At 39.8% G+C, this 22,553-nt stretch carries 17 protein-coding genes and 2 rRNA genes; 12 read left to right on the top strand and 7 right to left on the bottom strand.

Annotated features, from left to right (window positions below; genetic code table 11):
- Positions 1–52: 52 nt before the first annotated feature.
- Positions 53–796, top strand: a complete 744-nt coding sequence (locus tag NSQ95_RS13325; protein ID WP_342559726.1) for a peptidylprolyl isomerase — start codon at positions 53–55, stop codon at positions 794–796.
- Between the two features lie 18 nt (positions 797–814).
- A complete protein-coding gene (locus NSQ95_RS13320) occupies positions 815–1,042 on the top strand; it encodes a hypothetical protein (protein WP_340882882.1) in 228 nt (75 codons plus the stop codon).
- A 371-nt stretch (positions 1,043–1,413) separates the two neighbouring features.
- On the opposite strand, the gene NSQ95_RS13315 is transcribed toward NSQ95_RS13320, so the two are convergent.
- Both NSQ95_RS13315 and NSQ95_RS13310 read right to left on the bottom strand, forming a co-directional pair.
- On the bottom strand, positions 1,414–1,851 hold the full coding sequence (locus tag NSQ95_RS13315; RefSeq protein WP_340882883.1) for a general stress protein: 438 nt from the start codon (positions 1,849–1,851) through the stop codon (positions 1,414–1,416).
- Positions 1,852–2,090: 239 nt separating this feature from the next.
- Positions 2,091–3,257 (bottom strand): MalY/PatB family protein, encoded by a 1,167-nt coding sequence (locus tag NSQ95_RS13310; protein ID WP_340882884.1) that lies wholly within the window; start codon positions 3,255–3,257, stop codon positions 2,091–2,093.
- A gap of 76 nt (positions 3,258–3,333) precedes the next feature.
- Between NSQ95_RS13310 and NSQ95_RS13305 the strand changes: the two genes are divergently transcribed.
- Positions 3,334–3,594: a DUF1871 family protein gene (locus NSQ95_RS13305; protein ID WP_169359674.1), complete on the top strand. Its 261-nt coding sequence runs from the start codon at positions 3,334–3,336 to the stop codon at positions 3,592–3,594.
- 86 nt (positions 3,595–3,680) lie between these two features.
- Here the strand turns inward: NSQ95_RS13305 and NSQ95_RS13300 are convergent, their stop codons facing one another.
- Positions 3,681–3,893 (bottom strand): helix-turn-helix transcriptional regulator, encoded by a 213-nt coding sequence (locus NSQ95_RS13300; RefSeq protein WP_169359675.1) that lies wholly within the window; start codon positions 3,891–3,893, stop codon positions 3,681–3,683.
- Positions 3,894–4,076: 183 nt separating this feature from the next.
- Complete coding sequence (locus tag NSQ95_RS13295; protein ID WP_340882885.1) at positions 4,077–5,414, bottom strand: sodium-dependent transporter; 1,338 nt, start codon at positions 5,412–5,414, stop codon at positions 4,077–4,079.
- Between the two features lie 193 nt (positions 5,415–5,607).
- Between NSQ95_RS13295 and NSQ95_RS13290 the strand changes: the two genes are divergently transcribed.
- The 3 genes from NSQ95_RS13290 to yugI all read left to right on the top strand — a co-directional run bounded on the left by NSQ95_RS13290 (position 5,608) and on the right by yugI (position 7,954).
- Entirely contained in the window at positions 5,608–6,165 is a 558-nt protein-coding gene (locus tag NSQ95_RS13290) for a sigma-70 family RNA polymerase sigma factor (RefSeq protein ID WP_340882886.1), read from the top strand.
- Positions 6,155–7,381, top strand: coding sequence for a hypothetical protein (locus NSQ95_RS13285; protein ID WP_342559725.1), 1,227 nt, complete (start codon positions 6,155–6,157; stop codon positions 7,379–7,381). Before NSQ95_RS13290 ends, NSQ95_RS13285 begins: the two co-directional genes overlap by 11 nt.
- 198 nt (positions 7,382–7,579) lie before the next feature.
- Positions 7,580–7,954 (top strand): S1 domain-containing post-transcriptional regulator GSP13, encoded by a 375-nt coding sequence (gene yugI / locus NSQ95_RS13280; RefSeq protein WP_340882889.1) that lies wholly within the window; start codon positions 7,580–7,582, stop codon positions 7,952–7,954.
- A gap of 67 nt (positions 7,955–8,021) precedes the next feature.
- Here yugI and NSQ95_RS13275 read toward each other — a convergent pair whose 3' ends face one another.
- Positions 8,022–9,332, bottom strand: a complete 1,311-nt coding sequence (locus tag NSQ95_RS13275; protein WP_340882891.1) for a sigma 54-interacting transcriptional regulator — start codon at positions 9,330–9,332, stop codon at positions 8,022–8,024.
- A gap of 135 nt (positions 9,333–9,467) precedes the next feature.
- Here NSQ95_RS13275 and pruA point away from each other — a divergent pair, with 135 nt between their 5' ends.
- From pruA to NSQ95_RS13255, 4 genes are all read left to right on the top strand, one after another.
- Positions 9,468–11,015, top strand: coding sequence for an L-glutamate gamma-semialdehyde dehydrogenase (gene pruA / locus NSQ95_RS13270; RefSeq protein ID WP_340885899.1), 1,548 nt, complete (start codon positions 9,468–9,470; stop codon positions 11,013–11,015).
- A 75-nt stretch (positions 11,016–11,090) separates the two neighbouring features.
- Positions 11,091–12,284, top strand: coding sequence for an ornithine--oxo-acid transaminase (locus NSQ95_RS13265; protein ID WP_340882893.1), 1,194 nt, complete (start codon positions 11,091–11,093; stop codon positions 12,282–12,284).
- A gap of 82 nt (positions 12,285–12,366) precedes the next feature.
- Complete coding sequence (locus NSQ95_RS13260; RefSeq protein ID WP_169359682.1) at positions 12,367–13,611, top strand: Glu/Leu/Phe/Val dehydrogenase; 1,245 nt, start codon at positions 12,367–12,369, stop codon at positions 13,609–13,611.
- A gap of 76 nt (positions 13,612–13,687) precedes the next feature.
- The gene (locus tag NSQ95_RS13255) at positions 13,688–14,851 is read left to right on the top strand and encodes an iron-containing alcohol dehydrogenase (protein WP_340882897.1); all 1,164 of its coding nucleotides are present in this window, start codon (positions 13,688–13,690) and stop codon (positions 14,849–14,851) included.
- 662 nt (positions 14,852–15,513) lie between these two features.
- Here NSQ95_RS13255 and NSQ95_RS13250 read toward each other — a convergent pair.
- Both NSQ95_RS13250 and NSQ95_RS13245 read right to left on the bottom strand, forming a co-directional pair.
- Positions 15,514–16,506, bottom strand: a complete 993-nt coding sequence (locus NSQ95_RS13250) for a cation diffusion facilitator family transporter (protein ID WP_340882899.1) — start codon at positions 16,504–16,506, stop codon at positions 15,514–15,516.
- 17 nt (positions 16,507–16,523) lie between these two features.
- Complete coding sequence (locus tag NSQ95_RS13245; RefSeq protein WP_340882902.1) at positions 16,524–17,246, bottom strand: MgtC/SapB family protein; 723 nt, start codon at positions 17,244–17,246, stop codon at positions 16,524–16,526.
- 560 nt (positions 17,247–17,806) lie between these two features.
- Here NSQ95_RS13245 and NSQ95_RS13240 point away from each other — a divergent pair.
- Positions 17,807–19,361 (top strand): 16S ribosomal RNA (locus NSQ95_RS13240).
- A gap of 205 nt (positions 19,362–19,566) precedes the next feature.
- A 23S ribosomal RNA gene (locus NSQ95_RS13235) occupies positions 19,567–22,495 on the top strand.
- Together the 16S and 23S rRNA genes form the textbook arrangement of a ribosomal RNA operon.
- Positions 22,496–22,553 lie beyond the last annotated feature (58 nt).

The following is a 22,553-nucleotide window of genomic DNA, read 5'->3' as shown; positions in this document are numbered from 1 at the left end:
TTGTCACTGAAAAGTATCTTTCATTATGTTAAACTGTTTTGGGGTGATTATATTGAAAAAAATAATTATTTTATGTTTATTTACTGTACTGTTTATATCAGCATGTGGAAGTAATTCAACTGAAACTGAAAAAGACAATAAAAAAGAGACTACAAAAGAAGAATCTGCTGTTACTACTGATACCCAACAAGAGGACGAATTAATCACATATCCGCAACTTTCAACAGAAGTTGCTGAAAATGAAGCTTTAGTCCAAATGAATACTTCCTTAGGAGCAATTAAAATTAAATTGTTTCCAGAAGAAGCACCGAAAACAGTGGAAAACTTTATAACTAAAGCAGAAGAAGGCTACTATGAAGGAGTTATCTTCCATCGGGTCATTGAAGACTTTATGATTCAGGGAGGAGACCCTACTGGAACTGGAGCAGGTGGAGAAAGTATTTATGGTGAAGCATTTGAGGATGAATTCACGATGAATCTTTTTAACTTCAATGGAGCACTATCAATGGCTAACGCGGGACCAAATACAAATGGCAGCCAATTTTTTATCGTACAAGCTCCACCACAAGAAGGTATAACAGCTGAACAGCTTATTAAAGGTGGATGGCCTGAGGAAGTAGCTAAGGCTTACGAGGAAAAAGGTGGGACACCAAATTTGGATCAAAAGCATACAGTCTTCGGGCAAGTTATTGAGGGCATGGATGTAGTAAATGAAATAGCTAAAGTGGAAACTGGTCAAAATGATAAGCCTGTAGAGGATATCCTTATTCAGTCCATAGAGGTTATTCAAAAATAAAGTAGGGAAGTGTTTGCTTTGTTAAACTTTCTTTCATTAGGCTTTTTATATTTATATTTTCCTGAGGATAAAACAGAGTATATACCAGTAGTTTTAGAGTTTATCATGGTATTTATTCTTTGTGTGTTATTATTCCGATGGTTTAAAAAGAAATCTGCTAAAGATGCAGCAAAAGCGAAGGAAATAGAAGATCGTGTATTACAGGCAAGAAAAGAAGAAGCGGAGAAAAACGTACCTTCTGAGTAACGTCTTAAATTAGCGGGTAAGTGGACGGGTAATCGTTTGCTTACTCGCTATTTTAAATTACACAAGGACGAACAGGCTTAAAGAGATATACGACAATGGCACAGTAGTTTACAACAATCCCACGAAAATTTACGACAATCCACCCATAGATTACGACAATCCCCTACAGCTCACTCATCCAAGCTCCTATTAGACAAACTAGGGCTGGACATTTATTAATTATTTAGCAACACATCTCCACTTTTCTAAGCAGATTAAACAAAAACGCAATACGTAAATAAGCCCCTATGGCTGTTTAAGAAACTAATATAGGGGCTCATATGAATTTATCGCTTTCATCCTTCCAAGGGGAAAGATTGGTGTAATTATTTTCATTTATTCGGATGTAAAAAGATTAAGATTTTACCGTCTTCTACGTCTGTAGAATAGCGTTCAGCTTCATCATCTGTTACTCCCAGTTCCATAAGTGCATGCTTTAACCCACCTGCAGAAGAGTTAGCTCCAACTACTGCTCCTCCAATTGTTGTTATTATAGGTCCGGCAGCCAACACAGCGCCAAATCCCGGTATTAATACAGTCGATAGTCCTACTAGCACTCCGGCTAAGCCAATTGCTCCTCCTGTTACAGCTCCAGCAATAGCTCCATCCTTAGTAGAAGGTTTTACTTCCTGTGTTACTTCGGAAACTCCGTTTGTATTTTTAGCAATAACTGAAATTTCCTCATCTGTATAGCCTTTTTCTTTTAAGCCTTCAATAACTTCTTTCACTTGCTGTTCATTTTCATATACTCCAATAACATTATTCTTCATTAAAAAATTACCTCCTGTTATTTCGCTCATTATTCTCTTTACCCTTTCTTTCGTTTTTTAAGACATATTTTACTTTTGATGCACTGGTAATAAATAGGCATCACATAACTTTATTTCAAGTTTTTAGGTCGAAGCTTATTGGCAATCAAAAAAGCTGATCATGAAGTTAGTCATGACCAGCCTGTACAACTGCTTCCCAAGGATTATCCTTTAACTAGAAAGCTTTAAATTCTTATATATTAGGATAATGCTAGTTTGAATCTTGCCACTCCGTCCTCGACTGTTGCTCTTGGACACGCCACGTTCATACGAAGGAAGCCATCTCCGCCTTCTCCATACTTCGTGCCAGGCTCTAAAGCGAGTTTCCCTTTCGTTAATAAAAGGTCCATCATATCTTTTTCGTTCAAGCCAGTTCCTCGATAATCAATCCACATTAAATATGTGCCCTCAGGCATAGAAACCTTAACACCTTCAATTGCGGATAAATGTTCCACTACGTATTTCATGTTGCCTTCTACAACTTCTAAAAGACCTTCAAGCCATTGTTCTCCGTGTTCGTATGCCGCCTGCATAGCTGTAAGTGAGAACACGTTCAATCCCATCTCACCACGTCTAGTTGCACCATTCTCTAAAACTTTTCGTAATTTTTCATTTGGTACAATCGTTGCTGCACCTTGAATACCAGCAAGATTGAACGTTTTAGTAGGAGCAAAGAAAGTAATAATGTTATCTGTTTCTTCAGCTGCCACGAGAAGAGGTACATGCTTATTCGGCTTAAAAACAAGGTCTGAATGTATTTCATCTGAAAGGATCAATACATCATGCTGCTTGCACAAGGCTGCCATTTTAGTTAAATCCTCTCTACCCCAAACCTTCCCGCCAGGATTATGAGGATTACAAAGAATAAATATCTTGATATCTTGCTTTAAGCATTCTTCAAAGGCTGTCCAATCTATTTCGAAAGAATTACCGTTCTCTTTAAGGCGACAGGTAACGACTTCTCGCTCTAAATTATTTGGTATTCCTTTAAAGGGTGGATAGATTGGTGTATGGACGAGTATTTTATCTCCTTTTTGGGAAAAAGCATCAACTGCCTCCGCCATTGCAGGTATTACACCATGACGAAGAAGAATCCATTCATTCTGTATTTCTAGTTGGTGTTTAGTAGATACCCAGGTAGATAATGCATCTTTTACTGCTTCTGGTGCGATAGAATAACCAAAAACTGGATGTTCTAAACGCTTATGTATAGCTTCCTGTATAACTGGCGCAAGGCCGAAATCCATGTCTGCTACCCACATTGGTAGTACATCTGTGTCATCCTCAATTGCATATACCTGTTTTAACATATCCCATTTTGCGGAAAAAGTGTTACGACGATTGAAAATAGTTGAAAAATCTGACAAAGTAAATTCCCCTTTCAATTTTAACTTATTGTGTTATTATAACCCTAACTAATAAAAGTAGTAAGGTGAAAAAATAATGGATACAATACAGATGAATAGAAAAGCAGTTTGGATACTACAGGAATGGGATCCTTTCCAATTTGGTATCGATGCATACGAAACTGAGATTGCTGATGTAGTTACTGCTCTTCACGATATCGATCACCCATCCGAGCTTGCTAGAAAAATACAAGAAATCTATGAACATTCCTTTGAACAGTGGATTCCACTAGAAAAGTGTGTCGAAATTTCTTATAAGCTAATTGCAATAAAATATGAAATGAAATGCATTATTTAACGAGCTATTACACTCTTTCAAATATAGGTCAACAAAAGAAAAAGCTTTCGATTCCTTGAATCGAAAGCTTTTTTCTATTACTATTCTTATACTTCTTGAAGACCATCCATCAAATTAGAGGCAGGTACTTCTAATGCATTCGATAGCTTTAATATAGTTTGTGTTGATGGGACTTCACTACCTGATTCGTACGCTTCCAGTTTTCCAGCGCCGATTCTTGTTTTTAAGGAAAGTGTTTCTAAAGAAATATTGCGTTCTTCTCTTAGTTGTCGCAATTGCTCATGTAATTCTTTTTTCATGATTCCATCCACCTCTTTAAAAATTCTTCACATCTTACATCATATTATAGCATATTTTTTTTGAGAACTAGTTTCAAACAATTGTCAGAAAAAGTACAATTTTTGATTTGTTTATATTACAGCTCATTATTTTCAATTTCATAATTCGTATTTTTATATAAAAACAATCAAGAAAGTATCAACTTATTTGAGTACATTCAAAATGCCTTGAATAAATACGATTAAAATGGCAATTGGTGCTGCATATCTTACAATGATTCTCCATGCATTTAATAAAAAGCCTTTTGAGTCAAGCTCATTCGAAATATCTGCTTTGGTAAAGTGGTAACCAGCAAAAATGGAGATGAAAAGTGCTCCTAAAGGTAAACCAACACTACTAGTAAAGAAGTCAGCAAAATCAAATATAGATAAGTCTAAGATTTTGATATCCTGTAGCACACCAAAGGAAAGGGCACTAGGAATTCCGACAAGGAAAATTAAGAAACCTAAGATCCAAGCAAAACGTTTTCTTCGATCGTATTTTGACTTGATGCCGATGGAAACAACGATTTCTAACATGCTGATGGATGATGTTAGAGTAGCAAAAAGTAATAGTATAAAGAATATGATTAAGAAAAACTGTCCAAAAATAATTTGTTCAAATACTGCTGGAAGTATGATGAATACTAGGCCAGGGCCAGCATCTGGTGAGAAACCTAAGGCGAATACTGCAGGGAAAATAACTAAGCCTGCCATAATGGATATTCCAATATTCAGCATAGAAACACTTAAAGCCGAGTTTCCTAATTTAGTTTCCTTTGGTAAGTATGATGCGTAAGTAATCATTCCAGAAACACCGACGCTTAATGAAAAGAATGCCTGTCCCAATGCTAGCAGGGCAGTTTCCCAAGTAAAATAAGACCAGTCTGGTACGAGTAAAAACTTAATACCTTCCATTGCTCCGTCCAGAGTCACCGAGCGTATGGCTAGTACTACGAAAAAGATAAGTAGTAAGGGCATCATCCATTTACTAGCTTTTTCAATTCCTCCCTTAATCCCACCTTGGACAATCCAAACGGTTAACAAAATGAATGCTCCCTGTCCAATTAGTACTTCCCATGGATTTGAAATGACGGTATTAAATAAGTCCTCATAAAAGTTATCTGTACTTCCGTTTAGGCTAAGTGTAATAGAACGGAATAAGTAAGATAAAATCCAACCACCGACTACACTATAAAATGACAGTATGATGAATGAGAAGAAGAAACCAGACCATCCGATTAAAAACCATGGCTTGTTAGGAGCCAGTTTTTTAAAACCCGTTACTGCGTCCGCCTGTCCCTTTCTCCCAATGATAAATTCAGCTAGTAAAATCGGTAACCCTATTAGAAGAGTACACAGGATAAAAAGCAAAACAAAGACGCCTCCGCCGTTCGTTCCTGCCATGTATGGAAATTTCCATATCGCACCTAAACCAATAGCACTTCCGGCCGCAGCCAATATGAAGCCGATTTTTGACCCGAAACGATCTCGAGTTTTCATATGTATTCCTCCTTTAGTACTTTAACGATTTAAAGTGATAGTATACTATTTTACCTCCAAAAAATAAATGGTAACTTATATTAAACTGAAACTCGTTACTATATACAAGGTATTTAAAAATTAAAAGATAAGTGTAACAATTAGAGGTAATCTTACGTTACACCTATAGCAAAAGAGAGAGTGAGGGGGAGCAATGGTTGAGAACGAATTGATCGAACGTGCACAGCAGGGCGATCAACTAGCATATGGGGAGCTCATTCGCTTACATCACCGAACCGTAGAAAAATTTGCTTTTCAATGCGGCGTGCGAGTGCAAGACATACCTGATGTCACACAGGAAGTGTTTGTAAAGCTTTACCGTTTCCTACACCAATTCAAAAAAGAACGATTTACAACTTGGTTATATAAAATTACATTAAATGCAACGAGAGACTATTATCGCAAGGAAACAAGGGAAGCTCAAAAAGAAGTGAAGCTTCAGGGTAATTCACAAGAAAGTTACATAATGAAATCTGCCGAAGAAAAGGTCTTGGTGTTTGAAGAAGATCGAGAGCTTCATGAGGCAATACAGTTATTAAATGAAAAATATCGACACCCTATTATCCTTTTCTATTTCCATGACATGTCTTACGAACAAATGTCAGAGGTACTTAATGTACCGATGTCCACCATTAAAATTCGATTATTAAGGGCGAAGGGACATTTGAAGAATGCCTTACAAATTAGTGGAGGTGAAAACCATGGACGATAAAAAACTAGAAGACCGATTAGCTCTTTTAAAATCATCCTATGATCGACTACCTTCAACTATCGATTCCGATGACATATTAAAAAAAATAGATAGAGACAAATCAAATGAACTAACTCAGGTCAAACAAAAGAAAATGAATTGGCAACGAGTTGCGGTATGGTTAGTTAGTGCTGCAGCAGTACTTGTCTTTGGAATAATAGGAGCAAGCTTTCAGGAAGAAAAACCGCCTTCTAATGCCAATCAGTTAGCGAATATTGATGGAGAGGGTAACGTTCCTTTAGCGGATGCCTCTATAGAATTCATTGAAAGACTAAAAAACAATTACGATCAAGAACGAGAAAAACGTAGAGAAATGTTACATCTGACGGAGGAAGAATTTTCAAAAATTTCATTCGTTCAAGGAGCAGATACACTTTATAAATATTATACAGGAGAGAGCAATTCTTCAATGTATGAAAACATCCTCTCCATTTCGACTGAAGACTCACTAAATATGAGATATAACGAACTAATTCATTCTCTTTATCTTCCATCAGAAATGATCCAGGAAGTAATAGATAATGGTCAAGAGTTATCAGAAGAGGATACAGCTGAGTTTTTTAATACTTATTCTAGTAGGATCAAAGAATTGAGTGAGTACTTTGATGAAAAGGGTGATATTTCTGAAGAGCAGCTAGCAGCATTAAATAAGGAAAATCTATACCCAGCATCAGATATGACCATTCAATATAAGTTGACCGAAGAACAGGTCGATGAATTGAAAAATATTTTAGCTTCAACATTTTTTAAATATATTCATACTTTAGAAAAAGCGCCTTTTACATATGCAGGCGAATTAATTTATAGTTTGAATGATTCAGTAGCAATATTGATGTACTTAGACGAATTCCTAGTAAGCAGTTCAGATTTATATATGCATAAGGATTTGTTGAAAATGTACTACACCGAATTATTTTATGCAGTGATAAAGGGGACTACCGATAGCACTGTGTTTGATAAGGGCGTTGTTAAAAAAGAATATCAAGATATTTGGAGTGATGTCGTTAATGAATCTAGTAGCTCTAATATCATACAGTTTTTATTAAAGCCAATAGTGAATGAATTTGAAAGCAGCGGTTGGACACAATCAGAAACCTGGGACGCATTAGATCATGGAGATATTGAGGATGCTCTTCACTTAGAAGGTAACGGGGATTTGGAGCAGTTTGTTGAATAGGAGTGCATTTAATACAAGGCTCTTCAGATCGTGTATCAGAACAGCTAAAAAGTGCTTTGAGAATGCCGAGGATATAAATTTCCTTGGACAAATTGCTAGACGTTCTTTCCATGGCGCTCCCGTGTTTTTTGGTCATATACTTTCTGATATGTTATAATTTAACATGACAATATCGTATATAAGAAAGTAGGACGGCATATGACAAAAACATTTAAGGTAGGAGATGTGGTTACTGGTAAAGTGACAGGTATTCAACCATACGGTGCGTTCGTAAGTCTAGATGAACAAACACAGGGTCTAGTACACATATCAGAAATAACATATGGTTATGTAAAAGAAGTAGGAGAGTTTTTGACGGTAGGTCAAGAAGTAGAGGTTAAAATTTTAGAGGTAGATGGGGAAGCGGGGAAAATCAGTCTTTCCATTAGAGAGCTTCAAGAAAAGCCTACTTCTCCAAAGCGGGACGATAAACCACGTAAATCACTTCAAGCACGAGTAGATGAGCATGACGAAGAAGGCTTTAATACTCTGAAAGAAAAATTAGCAGGATGGATTCAACAATCCATTCGGTAAGAGAAAAAGGTGAGGAAGGGCTAATCCCTTCTTCACCTTTTTAGTGTTTTAAATGGCGTTCTTTGATTTAAGCGTTCTTTATCTTTCGTAATCTGTATTGCAAATTTTGCCTGCTCATTCCTAGCGCTTCAGCTGCTTTGGTAATATTATTATTATATTTTTCTAATGCCTTTTGTAAATAATAGGTTTCAGCCTGTCTTAGGTATTCATCTAGCGGAAGTAAATCTTTTTCTGCAGAAACAACGAAGTCTTCGGCGTTTTTCATCGTTTCATTTAATCCTTGTATTTTTAGCTTGAAATGCAAAGGAAGCATATTAAAGCTTAGTGTGTTTTCTGTAGTTATCATAGAAGTGATTTCATCCAAAAGAAGCTCTAATTCCTTTAAATTGCCTGGCCAATCATAACTTTTAAATACTTTTACCACTTGAGGATCAATCTCCTCTAATGTCGAAGAATAGCGACTTAAATGACGTTGGAAGTAATCATGTACGAATGGCATTATATCCTCTGGTCGGTCACGGAGCGGAGGAATATTAATAGTTATGGAAGTGAAGTAATAGTAAAGCTCTTTTGCCAGTTGGTTATTAGAAATCATATCGATTGGATCTTCACCAATACTAGCTATAAATAAATTTTGGTTTGACCCATTTTCTTTTAATACTTCAATTAATTTATTTTGTAAATCGATGGATAATAAGTCTATTCTTTCACAAAATATAGTGCAGTTACGAAGGCTTTTAATCTCCAGTTCAAATTTACTAATAATTTGATCGTCAGCACTATAGCAGTAGAGCGTTATAAATTGCTCGTTTGGTGGGGATAGCTCATGATGAATTCCTTCCGCGATTAAATCTTTTCCTGTTCCAGCTTCGCCTATTAATAAGATAGGCATACGGACATTTGCTGCTTTAATGGAACGTTCCTTTACATTTTTCATCAGTTCGGACTCGGCGGTTATCGAAGAGAGGGTGATCGATTCGTTATATCGTTTTAGGGGCTGAAACAAAAGTTTTTCTAATGCAGTAATGTCTCTCGAGAATTCGATAGCTCCTATTAAGGTACCTTCTTCAAAAACAGGATATGTGTCATTTATAGTGGTGATTTCTTGGCCGTTCCTGCTCCAGTAGGTCTGTTTCGCTCTTAGGACGGGCTTTTCGCTATGTAGTACTTTTAGTAGTGTGCTCTCGTGCTGTTCGAACTGAAATAACTCTAAAATGGAACGGTCTTCAATGTCCATCGAGTTTAAGCCTTCTATTTCTTTCATTTTTTCATTGTATATAATGGTTTTTCCCATTAGATCTATTGCGTGGATACCTACAGCCACTTGCTCTGTAGCGAACTTATAAAATGGAAGCAGCTTACTGAAATTACTAGACAAAAATATCACCCCCAAAAAAAATTTAACATTTTAGTTAATTTTACTTGAAAAACGCAACAATCTTTTGCATTATTATAAGGGAAGAAGTATTGATAGTGCAAATTTTTTTTGCGTTATAACTTAAGAGGAGGATTTATAATGATACCTTATAAACACGAAGCATTTACTGATTTTTCAAAAGAGGAAAATAAAAAAGCAATAAAAGAAGGTTATAAAATTGTTGATGCTTATTTAGGTCAAGACTTTCCATTAATCGTTGGTGGAGAAAGAATCATTACTGACAGTAAAATCGTATCTTATAATCCAGCTAAAAAAGAAGAAGTAATTGGTAAAGTATCAAAAGCTTCTCAAGAAATTGCAGAAAAAGCGCTTAAAATCGCTGATGAAACATTTAATACATGGAAAAAAGTTAAACCAGAAGTACGCGCTGATGTATTGTTCAAAGCAGCTGCTATCATTCGTCGTCGTAAATTTGAGTTCTCCGCTTTATTATCAAGAGAAGCAGGGAAAACTTGGGTTGAAGCAGACGTAGAGGTTGCTGAAGGAATTGACTTTTTAGAATATTATGGTCGTCAAATGCTACGCCTTAAAGAAGGTCAGCCAGTTCAAAGTCGTCCAGGTGAATACAACCGTTACGACTATATTCCATTAGGAGTATCTGTTGTTATCTCTCCTTGGAACTTCCCATTTGCTATCATGGCTGGGACAACTGTAGCTGCTATGGTTGCTGGTAACACTGTGTTACTAAAACCTGCATCTACAACTCCTGTTGTTGCGTATAAATTTGTAGAAGTATTAGAAGAAGCTGGAATGCCAGCTGGTGTTGTTAACTTCATCCCTGGTTCAGGTGCTGAAATTGGTGACTTCTTAGTTGAGCATCCACGCACTCGTTTAATCAGCTTCACAGGCTCTCGTGACGTTGGTTTAGGAATCGTAGAAAAATCAGCTAAATTAGCTGAAAAACAAATTTGGATTAAACGTACAATTCTTGAAATGGGCGGTAAAGACACAATCGTAGTGGATAAAGAAGCTGATTTAGAATTAGCTGCTCAATCTATCGTAAGATCTGCTTTTGGATTTAGTGGCCAAAAATGTTCAGCTGGTTCACGTGCAGTTATCGTTGAAGACGTGTACGATCAAGTTCTTGCACGCGTTAAAGAATTAACAGATGAGTTATCTGTAGGTATTCCAGATGAAGATGAGCATTATGTAGGTCCAGTAATTGATGCTTCTGCATTCAAAAAAATTATGAGCTATATTCCAGTTGGTAAAGAAGAAGGCCGTTTAATCACAGGCGGAGAAGGCGATGATTCAAAAGGTTACTTCATCCAACCTACTGTATTTGCTGATTTAGCTCCAGATTCTCGTATTATGCAAGAAGAAATCTTCGGACCAATTCTTGGTGTTTCTAAAGCAAAAGATTTCGACGAAGCAATTGAAATTGCTAACAATACTGAATATGGTTTAACAGGTGCTGTTATTACAAATAACCGTATGAACTTAGAAAAAGCACGCGAAGATTTCCATGTAGGTAACTTATACTTCAACCGTGGATGTACTGGTGCCATCGTTGGATACCAACCATTTGGTGGATTCAATATGTCTGGTACAGATTCTAAAGCTGGCGGTCCTGATTATATTCAACTTCATATGCAAGCTAAAACAACTTCTGAAATGTTGTAAAATATATGTATTAATTATTGAAATGGCAGGCAGTTTGATCATGTCTGCCTTTTCAATCAAGAAGGGGGAAAACAAATGTCAGTATCAAGTAAAGTAATTGAACAAACAGAAAAGTATGGTGCAAATAACTATAATCCGCTTCCAATCGTTGTTTCTGAAGCAGAAGGTGTTTGGGTAAAGGATCCAGAGGGTACAAAATATATGGATATGCTTTCTGCATATTCAGCAGTTAACCAAGGACACCGTCATCCAAAAATCATTCAAGCGTTAAAAGACCAAGCAGATCGTGTAACTTTAACTTCTCGCGCATTCCATAACGACCAGTTAGGGCCATGGTATGAAAAAGTAAGTCAGTTAACGAACAAAGAAATGGTTTTACCGATGAATACTGGAGCTGAAGCTGTGGAAACAGCATTTAAAGCAGCTCGTAGATGGGCTTATGATGTTAAAGGTGTTGCTGAAGATCAAGCAGAGATTATTGCTTGTAACGGTAACTTCCATGGTAGAACGATGGGTGCTGTTTCTTTATCTTCAGATCCAGAATACAAAAGAGGATTTGGCCCAATGCTTCCGGGTATTAAACTAATTCCTTATGGTGATTTGGAAGCGCTTAAGCAAGCAATTACTCCAAACACAGCTGCATTCCTAATAGAACCGATTCAAGGTGAGGCAGGAATTATTATTCCACCAGAAGGATTTATGAAAGCTGCACGTGAATTATGTCGTGAAAATAACGTATTATTTATCGCAGATGAAATTCAAGCTGGATTATGCCGCACAGGTAAAATGTTCGCATGTGAATGGGAAGACATGGAACCTGATATGTATATTTTAGGTAAGGCATTAGGTGGGGGAGTTTTCCCAATCTCATGTATCGTAGCTAACCGTGATGTTCTAGAAGTGTTTAATCCAGGTTCACACGGCTCTACTTTTGGTGGGAATCCTATGGCTTGCGCAGTTTCTCTTGCAGCACTTGATGTTTTAATAGATGAAAAGCTTGCTGATCGTTCACTAGAACTAGGTAATTACTTTATGGATGCTTTAAGACAGATTAAACACCCTTCTATTAAAGAGATTCGTGGTCGTGGATTATTCATAGGAATGGAATTGACAGAAGCTGCAAGACCATACTGTGAAGAACTAAAAGAGCTTGGTTTACTATGTAAAGAAACACATGATACTGTAATCCGTTTTGCCCCACCTTTAGTAATTTCAAAAGAAGAACTTGACTGGGCGATTGAGAAAATTAAAAAAGTATTTACTATTTAATATTTGTATCCCACATCGGAAATGAATTGTGTTACAATTATTTCCGATGAAATCATTATGAATTAAAGAGGCGAAATAATAAATGGCTGAAAATCTAAACCTGTTCACATCAACGCAGGCTGTCATTAAAGAGGCTTTGCAAAAATTAGGCTACGACGAGGCAATGTATGATTTGTTAAAAGAACCACTTCGTATGTTAGAGGTAAGAATCCCAGTAAGAATGGATGACAATACTGTAAAAGTATTTACTGGTTACCGTTCACAGCATAACGATGCGGTTGGACCAACAAAGGGTGGAGTCCGTTTTCACCCAGGCGTAACACCTGAAGAAATGAAAGCACTTTCTATGTGGATGACTTTAAAAGCTGGAATCGTTGATCTTCCATATGGTGGAGGTAAAGGTGGAGTAGCTTGTGATCCACGTGAAATGTCAATGGGAGAAATTGAACGTCTAAGCCGTGGCTATGTACGTGCAATTAGCCAAATTGTTGGACCAACAAAAGATATACCTGCTCCAGACGTTTTTACAAATGCGCAAATTATGGCATGGATGATGGATGAATATAGTCGCATGGACCAATTTAACTCTCCAGGATTTATTACTGGGAAACCTTTAGTTCTTGGTGGCTCTCAAGGTCGTGACCGTGCAACAGCACAAGGTGTTACAATTATTATTAATGAAGCAGCTAAGAAACGCGGCATTGATATGATGGGTGCTAGAGTGGTTATTCAAGGTTTCGGAAACGCAGGAAGCTTCCTTGCTAAGTTCTTGAGCGATCAAGGTGCAAAAGTAATTGGTATTTCCGATGCTTACGGTGCATTACATGACCCTAATGGCTTAGATATAGATTATTTATTAGATCGTCGTGATAGCTTTGGAACAGTAACAACTTTGTTTGAAAACACTATTTCTAATGAAGAGTTATTAGAATTAGATTGTGATATTTTAGTACCAGCTGCTATTGAAAACCAAATTACTTCTGACAATGCTCATAATATTAAGGCAAATATAGTAGTAGAGGCAGCAAATGGCCCAACTACTTCAGAGGCTACTAGAATTCTATATGAACGTGGAATCTTACTAGTTCCTGACGTATTAGCTAGTGCTGGTGGAGTTACTGTATCTTACTTTGAATGGGTACAAAATAACCAAGGTTACTACTGGACAGAGGACGAAGTTAACGATAAGTTAGTGAAAAAAATGGTGGATGCATTTGAAAATATCTACGAAGTAGCTTCTACTCGTAATATAGATATGCGTTTAGCTGCATATATGGTTGGTGTACGTAGAACTGCAGAAGCTTCACGCTTCCGTGGCTGGGTATAATCAATAGGTTGAACCGCTTGTATTTTGCAAGCGGTTTTTTATATGATAAGTATTGTAAAGAAAGGGGATAAAGAATATGAATGCATTTTCTTTTTATAATCCAGTCAAATTAATTTTTGGTAAAGGACAATTATCGAAACTACCTACGGAGCTTTCTGTATTTGGAAAAAAAGTTCTATTAGTATACGGTGGTGGGAGTATCAAAAAAAATGGCTTATATGATGAGGTAATGAGCCATTTAAATGAAGCTGGCATGGAAGTATTTGAATTAGCAGGAGTTGAGCCTAATCCTAGACTGTCTACCGCAAAACGAGGTGCCGACCTTTGTAAGTCTGAGGGAATTGAAGTGGTACTAGCAGTAGGGGGCGGTTCTGTAATAGACTGCACTAAACTAATAGTAGCTGCTGCCAAATATGAGGGAGATCCATGGGACTTAGTTACACGTAAAGCATTTCCGAAAGAAGCGCTTCCTTTTGGTACTGTTTTGACTTTAGCAGCAACTGGCTCTGAAATGAATTCCGGTTCTGTTATTACAAATGAAGACACGTTAGAAAAATACGGTTGGGGCAGTCCATTAGTTTTTCCTAAGTTTTCAATATTAGACCCTGTTAACACGTTTACAGTTCCGTTAGATCAAACGGTATATGGAATTGTGGATATGATGTCTCATATGTTCGAGCAATATTATAACAATGGCAATAATACTCCAGTTCAAGATGAAATGATTGAGGGGACTCTACGTACAGTTATAGATGCCGCTCCTAAGCTGGTAAAGGACTTAGAAAACTACGAACTAAGAGAAACCATATTGTTTGCAGGAACACTAGGCTTAAACGGATTCTTACAAATGGGATATAACGGTGACTGGGCGAGCCATAACATAGAGCACGCGGTATCTGCTGTTTATGATATTCCTCATGCTGGAGGATTGGCAATCATTTTCCCAAGATGGATGCGTCATAACCTACATGTAAATCCTGAGCGCTTTGCTAAGCTGGCTGTTAAAGTATTCCAAGTAGATCCTTCGGGAAAAACAACGGAGGAAGTTGGATTAGAAGGCATCGAGAAATTAGCTGCATTTTGGGCTTCCTTAGGGGCACCGAAAAATCTGTCAGATTATAATATAGATGATTCTAATATTGATTTAATGATAGAAAAAGCAATGGTACGTGGCGAGTATGGTAATTTTAATAAGTTAAATGCCGACGATACAAAAGCAATTTTAACAGCTTGCCTCTAACTAATAGAAGAAAGTCATTTATAAAGCCTTGATCTATACTGAAAAACGATGAACAAAAGCACTGCAAATGCAGTGCTTTTTTGAATGATAGGGGATAGGAGAATTCTTATATAAATTGGCTATGTTAAAGGGTAGGGTTGATTTATAATGCAAAGAAATCTTTAAATCAGAGAGTAGAATTGATTTCCGCCCCAGCCGGACGCTTTCCGCGGGGTTAGCGATAAACCCTCACCCATCGCTTAAGCGCGTGGTTGTGAGGTCTTATCTGTCTCACTCATCCCTGCTTATGTCGCCGTCTGGAGCTCCAATCAATAAATGGGAACAGCTTTAGCATCTATAAACTATAAATCGAATCAATTTACTCACATAAACAAAGCTGAAACACTGCCACCAACCCCAATTTCATCATCTATTTATGTTCTTAATAGCCATTTGAATGCTCCTTTTTCAATGTTTACAGTCACTATTAAAAAGAATTGTTAGTCAAAATCAACCAATAGCTTTAACAAAGCTTATAAAATTAACGAGTATTGAAGATTTTGCTTACTTAAGATAGGGGGACTAATAGTAAACCAACTGGATTCGAGACTGAGCACCCTTATTAAAGTAGAAAGATATATAGAAACAAAAAGACATCCAATGAAATGGATGTCTAATCATACTTAGTTATTTTTAGTTTTTAAAACAGTTTTAGTATCTTTATGATGCTTCCAGGTTTTAACTCCATCATCTTCATCAAAGGAGATCGTAACGTCAGATACACCTTGTTGACTTAGGATAAGATTCTTTAGGACATCATGGATATCATCGACTGTTGCAAAGGAAAGTGAGGCATCAACTTCAGCAATTAATGTTACATGTAGATATTCTCCTTCTTTAATAACTTCTAACTGTTGAATGTCTTTAACTTCTTTTACATCTGAAATTACATGTGCAATATGCACTAGCATCTGTTCATCGGTTTCTCCAAGAGCTCCTCTTGCATTATCAAGGAACACTTTACCTACAACATAGAACATCATTAAACCAATTAGGATAGAAGCAATACCCTCAGCTTGTAGAAAACCTGTAAAGTGTGAAATTAATACAGCTACAAATGCAAGGATACCACCTGAAGTAGCAACTAAATCCTCCATAAACACAAGCTTTGTAGCAGGTTTTGCTCTATTTAAGTGTGTAAAGCTTGTAGTGAGGGGGGCAAGGAAGGTTCCTTTAATACCAACTTCATGTAAAATTTCTTTTCCTGCCTTATATAAGACGATAAACTCTAATATTATTGCAATAGCAAGGACGGATAACGTAATTGCTAGCCCACCTGATGCTACTGGGTGCTGTATATGATGCCATCCTTCTTTTATCGTTTCATACGACAAGATTCCTACTAATATAACTGCTCCCAAGCAAACGAGGTTTACCAATCGACCAAAACCATTTGGGAATTTTGGTGTAGGCGCTTTTTTAGAAAGAGCAGAGCCTATAAAGACGAAGAATTGATTGGCTGCATCTCCTATTGAGTGCATCATCTCTGCGAACATTGCTACGTTCCCTGTTAAGAAAAATGCTCCTCCTTTTAAAGCTGCGATAATTGTATTAACAACTGCTGCGATTAAAGATGGTTTATTACCACCCTTTAGTAAAGTGAAAAATTGTCCCATAGATAGTTGCTCCTTTTTTAAATTGATTCTAATTCCAAAGTTTCCACAAATTCCAATTCTGCAATGGAATGATAAAATTCTACCGTGTTTTTCTTAGTTAGAATAGATAATCTGATATGAACTTCATGTTTTATCTCATCATTCTCTAATTTAATATCTTTTATCCGAATACTATCGATATAAAAGCCACAGTCTTTTAAGTAATAGTACATTTTAGATATGCTTTCTTGTTTTAATACAATAACCTTTAATGATAATTCTTTGGATCGTAAGCGCTTCGGACCGACTTTAGATAGAAGAGGAGGGATTACTTCTATACCTATTAGTACGATAACAACGGTAAGGGCAGCTTCCAGATAAAAACCCGCACCTACCGCTATACCTATTCCGCCGGCTCCCCAAATCATTGCTGCCGTAGTAAGTCCACTTATACTGTCGTTGCCCTTGCGTAGAATGACACCTGCTCCAAGAAAGCCGATACCGCTTACTATTTGTGCGGCCAATCGTAAAGGATCCATAGTTATATTTACTCCATCATGACCATGATGTGCTTTGTAAGCTGACTCTATTGATATGTATGTTAGTAAACAACTAAAGGTTGCAATGACGATGCTTGTTTTAAGGCCAATTGGTTTCTTTTTTAATTCTCTTTCAATCCCTATAACTAAACTTAGGGTTGCCGCAAAACCTAATTTTATTAATATTTCACCATATCCGTTTAGATAGGGAATCCAATCCACCGTGGTGCCTCCTTTCATATAGATAGTTAAGAATATGTGGAAATTTTAATCTTATACTTACATACCCAGTTTTCTGCTTAATATCACTTAGAGATAAAAATAGTTTTTTCCAGAAGCCAAGGTAGCATTTATAATAGATAATCCAGTAGTAATAAAGATGTTTTTATAAGCAGGAACTAGTGAAAGTAAGGTAAAACCTTTATAAATCGGTGTTTTTAACGTAAAAGAGAAGGAAAAGATCAAATAATTAAAGAAAAACCTATAAATTTTAATAAAAGGTATTGCTTTTTGTTTTTAATCGTTGTATATTAATACATGTCCTTCAGAACATGTGAGTAACGACTTAAAAGAAGTTAAAAAAAATTGTTGACAACTTAACTGAAGCGAGATATACTAATAAAGTCGTCAAAAACAAAACGACACAATGAACATTGAAAACTGAACATGCAAAACGTTAAGACATACAGCATCAACAAGCTTCGGCTTGATTGACGCAAAACAATTTTTGACATCATTTAATGATGATGCCAGCAAAACAAAATGAGCTTTTTAAGTTCTCTATTATGGAGAGTTTGATCCTGGCTCAGGACGAACGCTGGCGGCGTGCCTAATACATGCAAGTCGAGCGGATGATGAAGAAGCTTGCTTCTTCTGATTTAGCGGCGGACGGGTGAGTAACACGTGGGCAACCTGCCCTGTAGATTGGGATAACTCCGGGAAACCGGGGCTAATACCGAATAATCCATTACCTCACATGAGGAAATGTTAAAAGACGGCATCTCGCTGTCACTACAGGATGGGCCCGCGGCGCATTAGCTAGTTGGTGAGGTAACGGCTCACCAAGGCGACGATGCGTAGCCGACCTGAGAGGGTGATCGGCCACACTGGGACTGAGACACGGCCCAGACTCCTACGGGAGGCAGCAGTAGGGAATCTTCCACAATGGACGAAAGTCTGATGGAGCAACGCCGCGTGAGTGAAGAAGGTTTTCGGATCGTAAAACTCTGTTGTGAGGGAAGAACAAGTACGAGAGTAACTGCTCGTACCTTGACGGTACCTCATTAGAAAGCCACGGCTAACTACGTGCCAGCAGCCGCGGTAATACGTAGGTGGCAAGCGTTGTCCGGAATTATTGGGCGTAAAGCGCGCGCAGGCGGTCCTTTAAGTCTGATGTGAAAGCCCACGGCTCAACCGTGGAGGGTCATTGGAAACTGGGGGACTTGAGTACAGAAGAGGAAAGCGGAATTCCAAGTGTAGCGGTGAAATGCGTAGAGATTTGGAGGAACACCAGTGGCGAAGGCGGCTTTCTGGTCTGTAACTGACGCTGAGGCGCGAAAGCGTGGGGAGCAAACAGGATTAGATACCCTGGTAGTCCACGCCGTAAACGATGAGTGCTAAGTGTTAGGGGGTTTCCGCCCCTTAGTGCTGCAGCTAACGCATTAAGCACTCCGCCTGGGGAGTACGGTCGCAAGACTGAAACTCAAAGGAATTGACGGGGGCCCGCACAAGCGGTGGAGCATGTGGTTTAATTCGAAGCAACGCGAAGAACCTTACCAGGTCTTGACATCCCGCTGACCGGCCTAGAGATAGGCTTTTCCCTTCGGGGACAGCGGTGACAGGTGGTGCATGGTTGTCGTCAGCTCGTGTCGTGAGATGTTGGGTTAAGTCCCGCAACGAGCGCAACCCTTGATCTTAGTTGCCAGCATTCAGTTGGGCACTCTAAGGTGACTGCCGGTGATAAACCGGAGGAAGGTGGGGATGACGTCAAATCATCATGCCCCTTATGACCTGGGCTACACACGTGCTACAATGGACGGTACAGAGGGTCGCAACCCCGCGAGGGTGAGCAAATCCCATAAAACCGTTCTCAGTTCGGATTGTAGGCTGCAACTCGCCTACATGAAGCCGGAATCGCTAGTAATCGTGGATCAGCATGCCACGGTGAATACGTTCCCGGGCCTTGTACACACCGCCCGTCACACCACGAGAGTTTGTAACACCCGAAGTCGGTGGGGTAACCCTTTTGGGAGCCAGCCGCCGAAGGTGGGACAGATGATTGGGGTGAAGTCGTAACAAGGTAGCCGTATCGGAAGGTGCGGCTGGATCACCTCCTTTCTAAGGATATATTCGGAATACAGATTTTTATCTGTATCTTAACGTTTTGCAGTTCAGTTTTGAATGTTCATTCTATATGAGCATTTAAAGCTTTTTAACTTGTTCTTTGAAAACTGGATAAAACGACATCAAAAAAAGAAACAAACGCAAGATATTCAAATTGTGATCACTTACGTGATTGCAAGTGTAGTACTTTTAACTTTTAGGTTAAGTTAATAAGGGCGCACGGTGGATGCCTTGGCACTAGGAGTCGATGAAGGACGGCACTAACACCGATATGCTTCGGGGAGCTGTAAGTGAGCTTCGATCCGAAGATTTCCGAATGGGGAAACCCACTGCCCGTAATGGGGCAGTACATTTGCGTGAATACATAGCGCATCTGAGACACACCCAGGGAACTGAAACATCTAAGTACCTGGAGGAAGAGAAAGAAAATTCGATTCCCTGAGTAGCGGCGAGCGAAACGGGAAGAGCCCAAACCAAGAGGCTTGCCTCTTGGGGTTGTAGGACACTCTATACGGAGTTACAAAAGAATGAGCTAGACGAAGCGACCTGGAAAGGTCCGCAGGATAGGGTAAAAGCCCCGTAGTCAAAAGTTCATTCCCTCCAGAGTGTATCCTGAGTACGGCGGAACACGTGAAATTCCGTCGGAATCCGGGAGGACCATCTCCCAAGGCTAAATACTACCTAGTGACCGATAGTGAACCAGTACCGTGAGGGAAAGGTGAAAAGCACCCCGGAAGGGGAGTGAAATAGACCCTGAAACCGTGTGCCTACAAATAGTCAAAGCCCGTTAACGGGTGATGGCGTGCCTTTTGTAGAATGAACCGGCGAGTTACGATTACATGCGAGGTTAAGTTGAGAAGACGGAGCCGCAGCGAAAGCGAGTCTGAATAGGGCGAATGAGTATGTGGTCGTAGACCCGAAACCAGGTGATCTACCCATGTCCAGGATGAAGGTGAGGTAACACTTACTGGAGGTCCGAACCCACGCACGTTGAAAAGTGCGGGGATGAGGTGTGGGTAGCGGAGAAATTCCAATCGAACCTGGAGATAGCTGGTTCTCTCCGAAATAGCTTTAGGGCTAGCCTCAAACGTTAGAATCTTGGAGGTAGAGCACTGTTTGGACTAGGGGCCCATCCCGGGTTACCGAATTCAGACAAACTCCGAATGCCAATGATTTATGTTTGGGAGTCAGACTGCGAGTGATAAGATCCGTAGTCAAGAGGGAAACAGCCCAGACCACCAGCTAAGGTCCCAAAGTATTTGTTAAGTGGAAAAGGATGTGGCGTTGCTTAGACAACCAGGATGTTGGCTTAGAAGCAGCCATCATTTAAAGAGTGCGTAATAGCTCACTGGTCGAGTGACGCTGCGCCGAAAATGTATCGGGGCTAAACAAATCACCGAAGCTGTGGATTGATACCTTTGGTATCAGTGGTAGGAGAGCGTTCTAAGGGCGTTGAAGTCAGACCGGAAGGACTGGTGGAGCGCTTAGAAGTGAGAATGCCGGTATGAGTAGCGAAAGATGGGTGAGAATCCCATCCACCGTATGACTAAGGTTTCCTGAGGAAGGCTCGTCCGCTCAGGGTTAGTCGGGACCTAAGTCGAGGCCGATAGGCGTAGACGATGGACAACAGGTTGATATTCCTGTACCACCACCCCACCGTTTGAGTGATGGGGGGACGCAGTAGGATAGGGTAAGCGTGCTGTTGGTTATGCACGTCCAAGCAGTGAGGTGTGAGTGTAGGCAAATCCGCACTCTGTAACATTGAGCTGTGATGGCAAGGACGTATGTCCGGAGTTCCTGATTTCACACTGCCAAGAAAAGCCTCTAACGAGGTGGGAGGTGCCCGTACCGCAAACCGACACAGGTAGTCGAGGAGAGAATCCTAAGGTGAGCGAGAGAACTCTCGTTAAGGAACTCGGCAAAATGACCCCGTAACTTCGGGAGAAGGGGTGCTCTTTTGGGTGAATAGCCTAGAAGAGCCGCAGTGAATAGGCCCAGGCGACTGTTTAGCAAAAACACAGGTCTCTGCAAAACCGTAAGGTGAAGTATAGGGGCTGACGCCTGCCCGGTGCTGGAAGGTTAAGAGGAGTGCTTAGCGCAAGCGAAGGTGCGAATTGAAGCCCCAGTAAACGGCGGCCGTAACTATAACGGTCCTAAGGTAGCGAAATTCCTTGTCGGGTAAGTTCCGACCCGCACGAAAGGCGTAACGATCTGGGCACTGTCTCAACGAGAGACTCGGTGAAATTATAGTACCTGTGAAGATGCAGGTTACCCGCGACAGGACGGAAAGACCCCGTGGAGCTTTACTGTAGCTTGATATTGAATTTTGGTGCAACTTGTACAGGATAGGTAGGAGCCTTAGAGCCCGGAGCGCCAGCTTCGGAGGAGGCGTCGGTGGGATACTACCCTGGTTGTATTGAAATTCTAACCCATACCCGTAACCCGGGTAGGAGACAGTGTCAGGCGGGCAGTTTGACTGGGGCGGTCGCCTCCTAAAGTGTAACGGAGGCGCCCAAAGGTTCCCTCAGAATGGTTGGAAATCATTCGAAGAGTGTAAAGGCAGAAGGGAGCTTGACTGCGAGACCTACAAGTCGAGCAGGGTCGAAAGACGGGCTTAGTGATCCGGTGGTTCCGCATGGAAGGGCCATCGCTCAACGGATAAAAGCTACCCCGGGGATAACAGGCTTATCTCCCCCAAGAGTCCACATCGACGGGGAGGTTTGGCACCTCGATGTCGGCTCATCGCATCCTGGGGCTGTAGTCGGTCCCAAGGGTTGGGCTGTTCGCCCATTAAAGCGGTACGCGAGCTGGGTTCAGAACGTCGTGAGACAGTTCGGTCCCTATCCGTCGTGGGCGTAGGAAATTTGAGAGGAGCTGTCCTTAGTACGAGAGGACCGGGATGGACACACCGCTGGTGTACCAGTTGTTCTGCCAAGGGCATCGCTGGGTAGCTATGTGTGGACGGGATAAGTGCTGAAAGCATCTAAGCACGAAGCCCCCCTCAAGATGAGATTTCCCATTACGCAAGTAAGTAAGATCCCTCAAAGACGATGAGGTAGATAGGTTCGGGGTGGAAGCGTGGCGACACGTGCAGCTGACGAATACTAATCGATCGAGGACTTAACCAAATTGTTTGTTTCTAAGATGTCAGTTTATTCAGTTTTGAAAGAATAAATTTTTATTAAA

The organism is Psychrobacillus sp. FSL W7-1457 (assembly GCF_038593405.1).
Taxonomy (GTDB): domain Bacteria; phylum Bacillota; class Bacilli; order Bacillales_A; family Planococcaceae; genus Psychrobacillus.
This window is presented reverse-complemented; position numbering and strand designations above follow the sequence as displayed.

Excerpts from the sequence above, each read along its gene's own strand:
- NSQ95_RS13285 (WP_342559725.1), top strand. The coding sequence starts at position 6,155 with ATGGACGATAAAAAACTAGAAGACCGATTAGCTCTTTTAAAATCATCC.
- NSQ95_RS13265 (WP_340882893.1), top strand. The coding sequence starts at position 11,091 with ATGTCAGTATCAAGTAAAGTAATTGAACAAACAGAAAAGTATGGTGCA.
- NSQ95_RS13255 (WP_340882897.1), top strand. The coding sequence starts at position 13,688 with ATGAATGCATTTTCTTTTTATAATCCAGTCAAATTAATTTTTGGTAAA.
- NSQ95_RS13295 (WP_340882885.1), bottom strand. The coding sequence starts at position 5,414 with ATGAAAACTCGAGATCGTTTCGGGTCAAAAATCGGCTTCATATTGGCT.
- NSQ95_RS13315 (WP_340882883.1), bottom strand. The coding sequence starts at position 1,851 with ATGAAGAATAATGTTATTGGAGTATATGAAAATGAACAGCAAGTGAAA.
- NSQ95_RS13305 (WP_169359674.1), top strand. The coding sequence starts at position 3,334 with ATGGATACAATACAGATGAATAGAAAAGCAGTTTGGATACTACAGGAA.
- yugI (WP_340882889.1), top strand. The coding sequence starts at position 7,580 with ATGACAAAAACATTTAAGGTAGGAGATGTGGTTACTGGTAAAGTGACA.
- NSQ95_RS13250 (WP_340882899.1), bottom strand. The coding sequence starts at position 16,506 with ATGGGACAATTTTTCACTTTACTAAAGGGTGGTAATAAACCATCTTTA.
- NSQ95_RS13260 (WP_169359682.1), top strand. The coding sequence starts at position 12,367 with ATGGCTGAAAATCTAAACCTGTTCACATCAACGCAGGCTGTCATTAAA.
- NSQ95_RS13300 (WP_169359675.1), bottom strand. The coding sequence starts at position 3,893 with ATGAAAAAAGAATTACATGAGCAATTGCGACAACTAAGAGAAGAACGC.
- NSQ95_RS13290 (WP_340882886.1), top strand. The coding sequence starts at position 5,608 with ATGGTTGAGAACGAATTGATCGAACGTGCACAGCAGGGCGATCAACTA.